Consider the following 13,863-nt stretch of genomic DNA (forward strand, 5'->3'; position numbering starts at 1 on the left):
ATACCCACTCCTAAGGTGGTGCTCATCATAACAAATTCAATCTGCGCTGAAACATTACGTATCTTAAAGCAAAAACCGACTGAAATTTCAGATTTATCAATTTGGCTCTTCATAACGATCAATACAGCCAAAGCGATGATCATAAACAGTGCACCAACTCAAGTAGTCGCTCTGGACCGCTTCTTGGCCGACCAAACCACCAGCCAAATTCAAGCAACTTTTGATCAATTTCAAGGTCAATTTGGTGCGGATAACTTTTCAATGCGTCATAGTCAAAATTACAAATATCTTTGTATGTTGATTGCTAATTTTCCAGAACAAATAATTTCTAAAACAGACAAAGCAGCTATAAAATCCGACATGAAAGTGAATCAATATTTATTGTATCTGTTATAGCATTAAAAATGGACCTAAATATTATTTGTGCTACCCTTAAGTCGTTAATAAATATCATATTATCAATAGATGGGGATGATCCAATGCTTATTGAAAATAGTTGGTCTTGGGGCAAGCAACTAGCTTGGGGTATCTTGCTGTTTTTAGCCTTTTTCTTTCTTAATTTATTTAGCTATGATGAACCTTTAGCTTTTAAACGGATTGCTAATTTGGTACTAGCTCTTGTTGCCTTTAGTATTGCTTGGTGGGCACTGAGTACGCTAAAAATTACTAAGCAGCGGATTCACTTGACCAGAGTTGCTCGTGTTTCAGGTATACTGGCTGTTATTGCCGTGTTGATCATGCTTAGCTTAGAAAAAATGCCGTTGAACATCTACCACGTTTTCCAATCACATTATTTCCTGTGGGATACTGTGGCAGCCTTGTCTGCTGCAATTCTTGAAGAAGCTATTTGTCGCGGCCTATTCTTATCTGCCTTCATGAATCTAGAAACTTATCTGGAAGTCCGTAAAACACATACCTATAAGTTGACTAAAGCAGCCCTATATTCAGCAATATTATTTGGTGTCTTGCATCTCGGTAATTTGCTTGGTGGCAGCCCTCAAGCTGTCTGGCAACAAGTCTTTTACAGTTTAGCTATGGGTGTCTTTTTGGCTGTTCTGCGAACCTATGGTAACAATTTGCTGTGGCCAATTTTATTGCACTTTATTTTAGACTGGGCCCCGCTGGAATCAGCTACCGCCCCAAACACCGATTCAAGTTGGCTGATCACGCTGGTTGTATTTATACCAATCTTTATTTTCAGCATAATTTTTCTAATTCATTTAGACCGGCAACGTATTCAAGTGACGGCTTAATTTTATTTATGATTGGTGTGTTGCTTTATCAATATGGCAATCAAATAAAATACGGGGGCCGCTAAGATGAACAAGATACTCATGAACAGAGCTTTCACAATGCTGATGGCCCAATTGATACTTTCATCATAGGTCATCGTATCTGCGGTGGTATACTCCCAAGGATTTGTAGAAACGCCATTAGACGACCATTGCCGATCCGTATGGTGTTGTGCCATGTCCTGGTGGTGCAGATCTAACGCCCGCTTCTTGGGCGACTCAAAATTGTCAGACTTAGAAACAAACCAAGTCGGATGTTGCAACCTAAAAAAGGGTAACAACATTAGCGTCGCGAAAAGGTACAGTTGATAAAGTCGAAACTGATACTGAAATGGGAAAAATGATAAATCATATCGATAAACCAAAATAGCCATTAAAGCAAGTACGCCCGTCACTAAATAACCAAACCATTTCAATATTTGATAAAACTTTTTCAACATAGGTCTTCACCATCCCTATCGTTACAAAGTCATTTTTTTCAAGTAGCGCACTTCTGAAACAGTCTCACCGGCAAAATCTAATTCATGTGTGTCTGCTGCTAATTGAAAGCCACATTTTTCGTAAAAACGACGTGCTGAATCATTATTAGCCAATACCCACAAAAATATTTGTTGATAACCCTGTGCATAGATCTTACGCTCAAATGTAGCAAGCAACTTTTGCCCAATTCCTTGGTGAAAATAGTCTGGTAAAAGATAGATCGACATCAACTCCGCCCAATTTGGCCGCATTTGGTCACTGCTTTTCCCACCGGTTACCACGCCGATAATACCCTGATCCGTTTCAGCAACTAGTATTAAGCGTTTGGGAACGGCCAACCGGGGTATCCACAAATCAGCAGATAGGTCATTTAAAAATTTTGCGGGTAAAATAGTCCGATAGGCAGTTTGCCAACTCTTAAGATAAACTTGCCCAATTTGAGAGTAGTCTTTAGGCTGTGCTTGCCGAATCTTCAACATAAGCCTCACCGCTTTATTTTGTTTATGCGCCAATAATTTAATTTTAATATACGCCATATTTAATCTATTTCATATTAAAATGTCATTTAAAGTTCATTCACGACAAAAACAGCCCTAATTCTATCTTGATTGATAGGCTTAGGGCTGTTTTAACGCCGTAAGATATTTTGCCAGATAATAATCTCTATCTTTAGAATGATACTGCATAATAAATCGCGGATGTTCTAAAGGCACGATCGTATTTAAAAAATGATATGTAGCATTAATTTTCGTTAATACCTGATAATTTTCACCACTGCCAATGCAATAACAGACCGATGTATCGATGCCAAAATTAATTTGCTGGCGCAAGGATTCGATGATAAATGGCAATAACTCATGTTGTACTTTTCTGCTTTCATAGTAGTTACAGTTCACTCTGTTTCCCTTCGAGTTTATTCTAGTTAAACCAAGTGGACAAACAAAGTTCATGTAGAAATTAGCATAAAAATGATCACGGCCGCCAAAGCGACCAATTACATCACTCAAAAATCCAGATGAAGCTTGATTGATTTGAAATTTATCAACTTTAATTCCTGTCTCGTTTTGCAGGAACTTCATATCTTCAAAGGGGATCCCCGTTATCGCCGTGCTGCGTCTCGCCGGTGAACTGCCTAGTATCAATCTTCGCGGTCGACTGTCGTTATAATACGTTTGATAAAAAGCAGCAGCCAATTGAAAAACTAGCGCTTTTTGCGCACCGTTATAAGGATTGATGATACTGAAACCATCTGGCAACTTAATTGAAAAATCCGCTAAATCTCTATAAAACTGCAATACTTTTTCAGCAAAAGACAAGTTTAACCCACCTCTTTATAGAATGGTTTGAATTTAATCATACACTATATTAATTAAAAGAACGTTTCAATCTGAAATAACTACTGTCTTTAACTTAAAATAGCTATCTATTTATGGTTTATATATTTATTCTGTAGTCATTCAAAGGTATTTTCAAAGTATTTCTTAATAATATTTCTGTCCTGCATTACTTTTCTAACTGATGGCCTTTTTACAGGAATCAATCCACGACTTTTTGCAGCTGTATCTAATTTAATTAACGCCCTTTTGACATTTTCATCTGCTATCAATTGTTCATTACTTATAACAGTTCCTATAGGAGTATTTTTGTTGTGAGCTCTAATAATCTTACCCTTTTTATCTAAATAAACTTTAATATAATTGATCAAATATTTATTGGAACTTTTATCTTCATATACAATATATCCACTTACATAATTCTGTCCATTGTTTTTACGCTTGATCAATAAGTGTCTTTCGGTTGATGAATTGAGCGTTATTTCTGGCTCAACTCTTTTAAAGAAACCTATTTTCGGTTTTTCAATTTCAAAACTAGAAACTTCTTTTGTCTTGGCATTGACATTTGCTACATATATTGAGCCTAACATTCCTTGTTCAACTTTTGTTTTAATTTGAACTTTATTATCCGTTAAAGCTAAATAATCTGGGATATTTAATCTCAATTGATTATTAGCCATATTTAGTCTATATGTTGATAAACCTATGAACGCTGTAGTAACAAGCGTTAAAAGAATTATTAAATTTCTTTTGGTCCAAAAAAACCAACTATAAATTAACTCATCTTTAATCCAAAGAAGATACCCACGAATAGGACTAGTAGTTTTTACAAAATTTTGAATACGGGATTTTCTTTCAGAAAAAATCGCAGTTATTGCAGAAAAAATAATTATTATTGCACAAAGTACTAAAAGTTCCATATTTATATATCAGTCCTTTTTATTGTTGTATTTATAAATAAAACACAATTTATAAATGATTCTTCATATATCTACTTCAATTAATCAAGAATAGAGATTATTAGTGTTCAATATTGACAATACTTTGGGCATGTCCGTGGGAGAAAATCAGCTAAATAAAAAAATCCCACGCGAAATCCCACACTTTTACCATTTTGTATCATCTTCTATCCATTTTCAGCCACAAAAAAACAGCCCTATATCAAGGAAAAACGTACCTTGATACAGGACTGAAATAGATAGGAATGGTTCTAGGCTATTCCCACTCAATTGTTGCACATATTGATTTCATGGTATTACAACTGACGTATCCCAATTTTGTACCACTTTTCTCTAATATTGCATAACTGTTAAATAAGTAAGTTTCACTTGTGTAAATTATTATAATAAAGAAATAGAGCATTATCTAAAGAAGGTGTTAGTTGAAATACCAAAGCTAAATAATACAATACATGAAGTCGACTGATAGGCGACAGTGGACTATGCCCTCAGGCGACTACTGAGGGCTATTTTTTTGTAAAAAATAGCCCTCCTAGGCGATAGGACGGCAAGACGATAGGCAATTAACACTCAGACGACTACTCTTATAGACTACACTAATTAGATTTAGGTTTCAATAATTACTTTCTGTAATGTCCGTAATTTTTGTAATCTACGTAATCCTTAGACCATCACTAGGATTCTGTAAATAGAAAAACATTTAATATTTTTTCAATAAAAATAAGCCCCCTACCCGACTACAGGTAAGAGGCTTATTTTATAGAATCACATCGCAGTTTGTAGCTGGTACCCAGACATTGCTACCGATCTGGAACCAACTAGCGTCTTTGTTTTGCCCAATCACCAACCAACTCTCACCTTTTTTTGTGATTGCCAGTTTATCTTCATCGGGTTTGTCGAATGTATTTGTATCAACATTCATACTGATAGTCATGCCAACCCAGTTGCCCGTTTGAATACCAGTGTTTGTTTTTACAACAACATCATTTTTGGATACATAGCCGCCAATCTGCCAGTAATTACCATGTTCACTAGAAATCTGCCATGCACTACCTACCGGTAACACACGACCTGTTTTATCCCATGGGTTTGCCTCAGAATATAATGTAGCACCATCAGACTTTGTTACATAGGCAACACCTAAAATCTTGCGACTACGTGGCTGATTGAAATCATCATAATTCACTTCATCAATACCCCTCTCTTCAATGCCAAGGCCATTAGCTAAATCGTGTGCCAATTTATCTTTAGTGACGCCCCACGCCGCGAAGTACGTGAGTGGGTCAACATGATCACCACCATAATTGTTTGTCACCCACTGATGAGTCTTAATACCTTTTGTGCCCTGACCACCAGCATCTAAGGTCAACGGAATACCTAATTTTTGTGCCCAATAGCGGGCTAGTTCAACATAAGTGGCATAGTCCTTATTAAAGGTTTCCGGGTCATTGGTACGTGCTAACTCAATTTGGATAGGTGCGTAAGGATTCGCATTTAGCGCAGCCCAAGCAACATATCCAGGTTCACCAATTTGAAAGATTTTGCCACCACTACCGACGAAATAAGTGGCATAGGCTGCTGCACCTGTTTTTTGTCCATTCCAGTTAGATTTCATGAACTGCGCTTCATTGCGTGCAGGGTCACTAGCATTCACATCCGACTGATTGCCCGATTCATGCAAAACAATATAGTAGTTTTCTGCTGTGCGAGAATCACCCTCGTTATCACCAAGAGCAAATGTTTTATCCACGCGATCAAGAATTGACATTCGTATTACCTCCTTTCACTGTTGCTGCAGAATCACGTTCATCTCCGTGTGGCTGGCCAATAGCGCCAGCTGGTTGGCTAAGCGGCATTGGCTGAACTCCAATTTGTTCAGTGTTGCTTGATAACTCAACTGGTTTCGGTTCTAGCGCTTGTTTTGGCTGTGTGTCTGTTGCAAGTGAAATTGGTTCAGCTGTTTTCTTAGATTCATTGGTTTTTGAATCAGTCTTGCTTTCAATCGTTCCAAAGAAAGCTTTGAAACCATTAAAAAGACCGCTTGTCGCAAAACCAACAAGCAGTCCTAAAATTGCACCTGTAAACACTGTATCTTTTTGCCAAACTGAAATTATAATTCCAGCAACTACACCAACCGCTGCGCTAAACCAAGGGGCCCATTTGTTATTAACAAACGTTTGTTTGAATAGTTGGGTAAACCCCCAACAAATTAGCGCTGTTACGATCAATTCAAGCGATGTTCCAATGCCAATAGATTTAATCAGATCCAACTTTGTCACTCCTTTTTACACATGTTTTTATAAAATTCCAGTTGTTCATGCAGAAATGTAATATGTTGTTCTTTTTCAAGAATTTCATGTTCTAATTCTGTTACTTTTAATTGCAGCTGGGATATTTTTTTATCTTTCTTGCTTTGTATTTTGTTTCCATAAAGTTGAAAAAAGCCGGTTATCATGGCGACGGTTCCGCCCGACCCCAATATCCCGACGATCCAGTCTTTTGCGCTGTTCATCTTTATTCCTCCCCGCTGTGCCCGTATCCATTAACGCTATGCCAAAAATTGCGAGGACGAAGAACAAAGCGTATATCCAAGTCATATTGTGAGCCCCATCTAGATCCCTGACAAAGAACACGAATAGAATTGCACCCGAAACAAAGGCATTCAACATTAGTGTTAGTAATCGCCAGAAGGCAAATCTGATAAAAACAGAACTAATCATTAGTAGCCCTACAATGATAATTAGAATACCGATGTTTTTATCATCTAACCAACCAACTAAATTCGCGTGAGTAATTCGGTTATCCAGGTAGTTTTCATGAGTCACAATATAAAAACCCAACGCAATCGAAATACCAGCTACTAGAAACCTGACCCAATCTTGGCGAATATCAATACTTATTCTTTTAACACGCAGTGCCATAAGGCTTCACCACTCTTTTTCACTTCGCTATGCTGAAATTTTAAACACTGACCCAGCATCGTCACAATAATAGATATTTCCTACTTTATCCGTAGTAAAGTTAGCATGGCTTCCCCAATCTGTAATGCCAGCATTCCATTCCCACATTTTTTTAAAATCTTGATTGTACTTTCCAATGGCTTTATCCACCCATGCAATAATGTTGTCTTCATTGTCAACCAATAGGGACATTACTATTTCGCCCTTCTTACCTACTTGTTTTAGGTGCTGTAACACTTTTCCGTCTTTGCTGTATTCTGTAACATACCCTTTGGACCAGCTGTTGGCTGTCTGTATTATTGTTCCTTTATTAGTTAAGGCCATTTGTTCAGCAAAAGTATTTGCTCCCTCAGGGGTGATTGTTCCAATCTTTTTACCATTGATAATTGAGAAAACATTTACAATACCCTTTTTCCCTTGCACTGTGATCAAGTTGTTCTTTATTTGAAAATCATAGTCAATCTCACTCACAAGAATATCCGAATGAATTCGAGATACTATATCTCCTTTGCTATTCATTTTCAAGATAGTATCTATTCCGCCGTATGGATTAGTCGTTGATATAACATAGATATATCCGTCTTCACTTCTATTGGAAGTTGAAAAAAATATTGTTCTCGTATCAATTGCAGGCATTTTTTTATGGACAATTCTATTTCCATTCGTTTTATCATAACAATCATAATACCCATAATAAGATATATATCCTAGATTGTTTTCATCTGTAGTGAAGAAGTTAGATGAAGAGCCGCTCCAGTAAAAGTCACCATCACCAGGCACATTCTTGCTCCATTTTTTTTGACCTCTTGGATCATATAAAGACAGTATTTGTTTATCATCATATATATACACATATCCGTCTTTTGAAACTGTGAAAAAATACATTCGGTTGGGGTATTTAATGTGTAATTGTGTCAACCCACCAGGAATGGCCTTGCTGAATATTTTCTGACCACCTGCCCATAAACTGTTCAATTTTTTGCCACCTGTAAAAAAGTCTTTTGTTTTATTGTTATTGATATAAATACTAATTTTTATCCCTCCACAGTGTAGAAAGCAACGCCTGGGGTCTTTTGAGAATTGGCTTTTGCTTCAGTGTCATTAGCAGCCTTATTAAAGACATTAGAAAACATCGTTGTTGCTTGTTGCAAGATTTGATTTAAATCATCCTTGGTCGGTGTCTTATCCCAGGCGGTCCAGGTTGTACCGTCAAAAATCCGTGTGTAAGTTTCGGCAATAGTTGTATCATAGGCTATTTGTTTAATATTCGTTCCGGCAATGTCTTTCATTGTCATCACATAGAAGTCGTGATCCGCTGGTGAGTTGGCACCGCCTTTTGCTAATACTAATCCGGGTTCTGCAGCATTTAAATCTCCAGTAAATAGCTGTGGCAATCCAGTGAATAGCTTTGAAATATCAGGCACTTGACCAGTGTCACCCTTTGGACCAGCTATACCCGTATCGCCTTTGTCACCTTTAGGACCTTGTGGACCAGCGTCCCCTTTAGCTCCCTTCAAACTCGCAAGAAAATCGGCCGCGGTTCCCTTGTTACCAGCATCCAACCACTCTTGATATGCAGACTTACCGCTACCACCTTGATTGGGTATCAGCTGCATAAGTTGATATTTTGTAGCTGCAGCATCATAAGCAATGTTGTGAGTATCAAGGTACTTTTTAATTTCATCACTGGTATTCGTCCAATCTGGGACACCAGTATTGACGAGATATGGTGATGGAGATGTGACACCAACTTCCACCTGATATCCTGCCAAATAGAAAACGCCCGTCGGTGATGCTGCCTCAACTCTAAAACGATACTTAGTTGTTTTGGGAGCTATCCATGAAATAAAATAGCGATTTATTCCAGGCTTAGGGGTTAACCAACTCTGTAGTCCTGTCCATTGATCTTCATAATTTCCAAACATTCCAATCATGCCTTTAAAATTCTTATCAGTTTCGGCGTAATAACTAAGTACTATTTTATCGCCTTCATTTATTTGTAAATAAGGTGTATGTGTGCCCCAATATAAGCCATTATTTTTGAGCGACTTTTGTCCGGGTACAACTTCATGATCAGAAATTGATTGCACGTCACCATTTGGTATAAAATCACTCATCGTATCGCTATGAAGTAAGTAATTATACCAAGTCACGGTTTTATGCCGATCAGGGTACGTTCCACTTGGTGTCCATGTTTTGCTACCTGCATCAAATACATAAAGCTGATTGTCTTTAACAAGATAGGTATCGCCATCAGTTCGACCAGATGTTGGTAAATCTGCTACTGACGCGACTGCACCTTTGATGTTGATTCCAGCACCAACTTCACCACGGTCTCCCTTATCACCTTTAGGACCTACATCGCCTTTATCACCCTTAGGGCCCTGTGCACCTGTATCGCCCTTTGGTCCTTGAAGGCCGGTGTCACCTTTTGGTCCAGTTGGGCCAGTATCTCCTTTAGATCCCTGAGGGCCAGTATCCCCTTTGTCACCTTTTTCACCCTTAATAGGACCACCATTAACAAATTTTTTGGCTAAAATATCCCAAAACCATAGATCGCCGTTGATAGTATAAGCTTCACCGTTTGTTCCAGTTTTAGGTAGGTCCTCCACTTTAGCTAATTGCCCGGTTAATTCAATACCATTCCCAGTTTCACCGGTGTCACCTTTATCTCCTTTGTCGCCCTTATCACCCTTAGGACCCTTGAAAGCAGGATTGGTAGGTGCAGCGGCTAGGAAATCTTTGGTTTCTTTGGTGATTTTATCTGCATTTGAAGCAGATGTATCAGCTTTAGTGGCTGCTGCATTGGCTTTGTCAGCATTAGTATTTGCTAAAGTGGCCGCACTATTAGCTTTATCCGTGGCCGTATTAGCATTCGTAGCGGCGGCACTAGCTTTATCAGTCGCATCTTTTGCTTGGGCCGTCTGGGTATTCGCGTCCTGAGTTGCTTTAACAGTATCGGCCTTGATTTTTTCAAGACCATCATGTGCTTGATTTGCGCTTGTTGCTGCATCATTGGCTTTTTTTATACCATCATCTAGTTTAGGCTTACGTTCATTCCAACCCTGGTCTATTTCATTGAACTTATCACGACTGTTCTTTAGCACATCATCACTAGCTGCATTCTGGGACTTCATATTATCTAAAATCTTTTCAGCATCAGTGATATAGTTATCAGAAGCTTCTGGTGAACCTACTTTTCGTAAAATACTAATTTGAAAATTAGCTGTACTCTCTTGTTCGCCAATCGTGAAGTAAGCCCGTTTAATGGCTCCGGCTGATTGATATAATTCATCTGGTAAGCGATAGTTAAAAAATCCTGATGAGCTTTTGTCAGAGAAATGGCTAGAGTCATTGTCAATGATCACTTTGCCATCTGGTTTATCTGCTTGAAAACTCAATTTAGCTGATGTTAAATCTTGAATTTTGAAGTTTTTAGATAGTTGTACCGGTAATAATTCACTTTTATCGCCCTCTCGAATTGTCAATTTTATCGGGTTAAAGGGGGCATTCTTATTAGTGTCCAAATAGATTTGATCTAATGACATTACTTATCCCTCTCTTTTTCGACTTGTGCTTCAAACTCAGTGATTTCTTTTTGAATTTCCTCTTTATGAGCATCATAGGTTGCTTGGTCTGGTAGCCGTCTATTATAGGTGCTGGACCCATCTTCATTAACTGTGCAATATAAATTAGCTACAACAGCACCATCAATTGTGATGATACCCTCATAATTTGTTGTCTTAATCGTTTTTAACATGTGTCTTCCCTCCATTTTCCAATTTCTTTTTAAGCTCTTCATTTTCTTTACGCAATCGATCATTATCGTGTTTGAACTTAGCCAACGTGATCGATTGTTGCCCAATTTGCGCACTTAGATCACCAACCGCGTAACTTACAATGTCATTCTCAATATAATTCTCGTTCATCTTGTCTGCTCCTTAGGGTCTAAATTCTGTTCCGTTGATAAATAACCGATCGCAGTAAAAGCTGCCTACTACGGACGTGGTACCGTAAATATCTACGGTATTATGGATTCGCGTCCAGCCATAAACTTCAAGCGTACCGGATGTGGAAATACCATAGTCCGCTGAAATTTGTGTGCCTTGGCCGCCGCTCCATGGTCGTAGATCAATACGCGACTGGCCTGTTATATCGATACTATTTAATTGACCGCTGACGATTTTCCCAGCATCAAGGTTGGCAATAGCTGCGTTATTGATCGCGCCATTTTCAATATAAGTATTGCCGTTAATATGAATATTACTACCGCCTAATTCAACTTGTGATCCATTTAAATACAAGTAAGAGTTAGAACCACTGCCCCGAACTTCTAACTTGATACTATTGACTTTTTGAGTAATCTGGCTGGATAAGCTGTTTTCTGTATTTGAAATTTTCATATCAAATAGGTTGGAGAGCTGTGTGAATCTACTATTAGTATTATTTTGGTTATTCGTGACCGTCGATTGTAAGCCATTAACATTTGCACGAATGTCTACGATGTTATTTTTATTGTTATTGACGGCATAATAAAGTTGCTGAGCGTTATCGAACCCAGCAGCTTTAATCATCTTTTCAGTCTCTTCATCAGCTTTTTTCATTGCTGCTTTCAGCTCTTCATCGCGTCCTTCGGGGAACATCTCAACCCATTTGCCATCAATGAACTTATACATTGTGACTGCACCAGTACCCAAAGCACCTTTGAACCAAAGATCACCCTCAATAGCGCCAGTAGGCTCAGTATCCCCATAATAATTTTTGGAACGGCCATTTGCCGAATCTAAAGCATACTGTTGGTCATTCTTTGAATTCTCATCGAGTTTTTGATCAGTATTTTTTTCGATTTCCTCTTTGGTATCATCTACGTAATTATTCGTTTCATCAATACGGTCATTCGTATTATCGATTTGATCTTGTGTCTCGTCCTCACGTTCGGCCTGAGACTTAACAAGATAGTCTCCGATCTCTACGGTTGTCTGTGTGTAGTCCAAAAGGTTGCGATGGATTTTGAAGACACGAGCTTTATACACGATGCCAATATCATGACGCACAATAATTACTGAATCGCCCAAGCTTAAGTCGCCAATCCGAGTAATATCAGATACGAACTGTACAAGTGGACGTGCATTTTCAATCAATTTATCGTAAGTAGCTCGTAATAATTCAGTTCGATCTTCGATATCATCAAATGTCCAAATAGCCGTTCTGGGCTTGCCGTCAGAGTAGCCCCATTTTGCTGTTGAATCTGGATATTCAACCCATTCTTGTCCCAGCGGTTTATCAACAGGGTCCCCATTAGCTTTTGACCACGAAACTGTATCAAAGCGAATCTTGCGACCATAGCCACCAGTTGAATTGCCGGCCTCATCAGTTTTTTCTTCACCTTTACCCATACCGACAGCCGCCGTATAGATGTTCAGTCGACTTTCTTCACGAGCAATGGATAAAGCATTGGAACCATAAACAAAACGCTTATAGGTATCCTTGCCCAATCGTTGATAGAAGTTGACCGTACGCTTAGTAATCACGTTGTTTTGAATCGTATAGACAAAATCAGTTTCAACGCCAAACGCATTCACTAATTTTTTCAGTCCCTCAAGTCGAGAGATGTAATAAACATAAACGGTCGATTTTGGAATATCAGGTATATTGCCAAACTGCCATCTTGTTCCCTTGAATACTCGATCAGCAACGTCTTTGAACTGCCAGTCTTTCATTCGATATTCAGGCAGATAGCCATACGCATCTAAATCATCGTAGGCCTCTTCAATACCTGTGAGTGTGATCTCACTGTCACTTGCCTTAAAGCTTTGGATAGCATAGATGTGGAAATCACGACCAGTCCCAACTCGAACTGGGACACCTACATAGACCGCCCTTTGTAAATTAGCCAAGTTCTTTTTGGTCAGTGCCATCGTTAAATCTAATTGTTTAGCAGTATTGATCTCCAATGTTTCCCAGCCTTCAATCAAGCTGGTCACAATGTCAAAAACCTGTTGTTTCTGATTCATTAGTAAAATTCTCATAGGCGACCACTCCGCATTACAATTTCAATTTGTGCCGTTGCTGGCGTTACTTTGATGGTATCCATATGTTTGATCTTAAAATTCTCCAAATCACTAGCATAGTCCAGCAATTCCGGATGATAATTTCCATTTAAGGTTATATATTGTTCGCCAGTTGGACGCACAACTAATACATCATTTGCATTAAACTTGCCATTCAAAACAATCTGTAAGTCCCCATTAGTTATTTGAACCTGATTTGTTGATGATTTGAGCACTACCGAGATCATATCTGGAATTGAAGCAAAATAAATAGGCTCTAGTGTTGTGACCGAGCCTATGCCCTGAGTATTAACCGGATAGCGGCAATGCTTAAATGGGTCTGTACACAAAATTGTAAAAGAACTAGCAACTTCGTTGGTCCCAACCGGTACTGCATCTGCATCAGATAAAATACCTACAAAGCTCCATAGAGGATCGTCTTTAAACCAAAACGAAAATTGTTTTTGTGATAGTAAATAGTTTAGATAGTCATATTTCGTTCGAAAATCCTGATCATCTTTTGCCTTTAATTTATATGCAACTTTAATTTCCCGTTCCGGATAGTTGGCAGTTTGGAACATTTTACCGTCCATCGCGGGGATGTCAGTTGTCTTAGGCTCATAGCTTAATAATTCACGTCCACTAACATTCAAAGTCTGGTAGCCATCTATTTGCTCTTCAATAGGTACATTATCAATGAACATTGCCTCGGCCGGTAAGAAAGGCTCCTCATCTCCTAAAAACTTTGATAAATCTCTAAAATCATATAGACCCATGGAATCCCTCCT

General features: G+C 38.5%; 15 protein-coding genes. 2 read left to right on the forward strand and 13 right to left on the reverse strand.

The window, feature by feature from the left end; translation table 11 throughout:
• The first annotated feature begins 18 nt into the window (after positions 1 to 18).
• Positions 19 to 396 (forward strand): hypothetical protein, encoded by a 378-nt coding sequence (locus FHQ08_RS06645; protein ID WP_230913616.1) that lies wholly within the window; start codon positions 19 to 21, stop codon positions 394 to 396.
• Positions 397 to 479: 83 nt separating this feature from the next.
• The gene (locus FHQ08_RS06650) at positions 480 to 1,253 is read left to right on the forward strand and encodes a CPBP family intramembrane glutamic endopeptidase (RefSeq protein ID WP_230913617.1); all 774 of its coding nucleotides are present in this window, start codon (positions 480 to 482) and stop codon (positions 1,251 to 1,253) included.
• A gap of 2 nt (positions 1,254 to 1,255) precedes the next feature.
• On the opposite strand, the gene FHQ08_RS06655 is transcribed toward FHQ08_RS06650, so the two are convergent.
• The 13 genes from FHQ08_RS06655 to FHQ08_RS06715 all read right to left on the reverse strand — a co-directional run bounded on the left by FHQ08_RS06655 (position 1,256) and on the right by FHQ08_RS06715 (position 13,851).
• Complete coding sequence (locus FHQ08_RS06655; RefSeq protein WP_230913618.1) at positions 1,256 to 1,732, reverse strand: hypothetical protein; 477 nt, start codon at positions 1,730 to 1,732, stop codon at positions 1,256 to 1,258.
• Positions 1,733 to 1,753: 21 nt separating this feature from the next.
• Positions 1,754 to 2,308 (reverse strand): GNAT family N-acetyltransferase, encoded by a 555-nt coding sequence (locus FHQ08_RS06660; protein WP_230913619.1) that lies wholly within the window; start codon positions 2,306 to 2,308, stop codon positions 1,754 to 1,756.
• Between the two features lie 81 nt (positions 2,309 to 2,389).
• Complete coding sequence (locus FHQ08_RS06665; protein ID WP_230913620.1) at positions 2,390 to 3,088, reverse strand: uracil-DNA glycosylase family protein; 699 nt, start codon at positions 3,086 to 3,088, stop codon at positions 2,390 to 2,392.
• Positions 3,089 to 3,225: 137 nt separating this feature from the next.
• Complete coding sequence (locus tag FHQ08_RS06670) at positions 3,226 to 4,026, reverse strand: hypothetical protein (RefSeq protein ID WP_230913621.1); 801 nt, start codon at positions 4,024 to 4,026, stop codon at positions 3,226 to 3,228.
• 796 nt (positions 4,027 to 4,822) lie between these two features.
• Entirely contained in the window at positions 4,823 to 5,833 is a 1,011-nt protein-coding gene (locus FHQ08_RS06675; protein ID WP_230913622.1) for a peptidoglycan recognition protein family protein, read from the reverse strand.
• A complete protein-coding gene (locus FHQ08_RS06680) occupies positions 5,820 to 6,335 on the reverse strand; it encodes a hypothetical protein (RefSeq protein WP_230913623.1) in 516 nt (171 codons plus the stop codon). The genes FHQ08_RS06675 and FHQ08_RS06680 overlap by 14 nt, the downstream gene beginning before the upstream one ends.
• Before the next feature lie 129 nt (positions 6,336 to 6,464).
• A complete protein-coding gene (locus tag FHQ08_RS06685) occupies positions 6,465 to 6,986 on the reverse strand; it encodes a hypothetical protein (protein ID WP_230913624.1) in 522 nt (173 codons plus the stop codon).
• A gap of 27 nt (positions 6,987 to 7,013) precedes the next feature.
• Positions 7,014 to 8,000: a hypothetical protein gene (locus FHQ08_RS06690; RefSeq protein ID WP_230913625.1), complete on the reverse strand. Its 987-nt coding sequence runs from the start codon at positions 7,998 to 8,000 to the stop codon at positions 7,014 to 7,016.
• 59 nt (positions 8,001 to 8,059) lie between these two features.
• Entirely contained in the window at positions 8,060 to 10,573 is a 2,514-nt protein-coding gene (locus FHQ08_RS12995) for a hypothetical protein (protein WP_269073890.1), read from the reverse strand.
• Positions 10,573 to 10,785: a hypothetical protein gene (locus FHQ08_RS06700; protein WP_230913626.1), complete on the reverse strand. Its 213-nt coding sequence runs from the start codon at positions 10,783 to 10,785 to the stop codon at positions 10,573 to 10,575. The genes FHQ08_RS12995 and FHQ08_RS06700 overlap by 1 nt, the downstream gene beginning before the upstream one ends.
• Positions 10,769 to 10,954: a hypothetical protein gene (locus tag FHQ08_RS06705; protein WP_230913627.1), complete on the reverse strand. Its 186-nt coding sequence runs from the start codon at positions 10,952 to 10,954 to the stop codon at positions 10,769 to 10,771. The genes FHQ08_RS06700 and FHQ08_RS06705 overlap by 17 nt, the downstream gene beginning before the upstream one ends.
• Before the next feature lie 12 nt (positions 10,955 to 10,966).
• Positions 10,967 to 13,054, reverse strand: coding sequence for a phage tail spike protein (locus tag FHQ08_RS06710; protein WP_230913628.1), 2,088 nt, complete (start codon positions 13,052 to 13,054; stop codon positions 10,967 to 10,969).
• The gene (locus FHQ08_RS06715; RefSeq protein WP_230913629.1) at positions 13,051 to 13,851 is read right to left on the reverse strand and encodes a distal tail protein Dit; all 801 of its coding nucleotides are present in this window, start codon (positions 13,849 to 13,851) and stop codon (positions 13,051 to 13,053) included. Before FHQ08_RS06715 ends, FHQ08_RS06710 begins: the two co-directional genes overlap by 4 nt.
• Positions 13,852 to 13,863 lie beyond the last annotated feature (12 nt).

The sequence above is a fragment of the Agrilactobacillus fermenti genome (genome assembly GCF_021030645.1).
GTDB lineage: Bacteria > Bacillota > Bacilli > Lactobacillales > Lactobacillaceae > Agrilactobacillus > Agrilactobacillus fermenti.

Excerpts from the sequence above, each read along its gene's own strand:
- FHQ08_RS06650 (WP_230913617.1), top strand. The coding sequence starts at position 480 with ATGCTTATTGAAAATAGTTGGTCTTGGGGCAAGCAACTAGCTTGGGGT.
- FHQ08_RS06655 (WP_230913618.1), bottom strand. The coding sequence starts at position 1,732 with ATGTTGAAAAAGTTTTATCAAATATTGAAATGGTTTGGTTATTTAGTG.
- FHQ08_RS06660 (WP_230913619.1), bottom strand. The coding sequence starts at position 2,308 with ATGGCGTATATTAAAATTAAATTATTGGCGCATAAACAAAATAAAGCG.
- FHQ08_RS06670 (WP_230913621.1), bottom strand. The coding sequence starts at position 4,026 with ATGGAACTTTTAGTACTTTGTGCAATAATAATTATTTTTTCTGCAATA.
- FHQ08_RS06675 (WP_230913622.1), bottom strand. The coding sequence starts at position 5,833 with ATGTCAATTCTTGATCGCGTGGATAAAACATTTGCTCTTGGTGATAAC.
- FHQ08_RS06685 (WP_230913624.1), bottom strand. The coding sequence starts at position 6,986 with ATGGCACTGCGTGTTAAAAGAATAAGTATTGATATTCGCCAAGATTGG.
- FHQ08_RS12995 (WP_269073890.1), bottom strand. The coding sequence starts at position 10,573 with ATGTCATTAGATCAAATCTATTTGGACACTAATAAGAATGCCCCCTTT.
- FHQ08_RS06700 (WP_230913626.1), bottom strand. The coding sequence starts at position 10,785 with ATGTTAAAAACGATTAAGACAACAAATTATGAGGGTATCATCACAATT.
- FHQ08_RS06705 (WP_230913627.1), bottom strand. The coding sequence starts at position 10,954 with ATGAACGAGAATTATATTGAGAATGACATTGTAAGTTACGCGGTTGGT.
- FHQ08_RS06710 (WP_230913628.1), bottom strand. The coding sequence starts at position 13,054 with ATGAGAATTTTACTAATGAATCAGAAACAACAGGTTTTTGACATTGTG.
- FHQ08_RS06715 (WP_230913629.1), bottom strand. The coding sequence starts at position 13,851 with ATGGGTCTATATGATTTTAGAGATTTATCAAAGTTTTTAGGAGATGAG.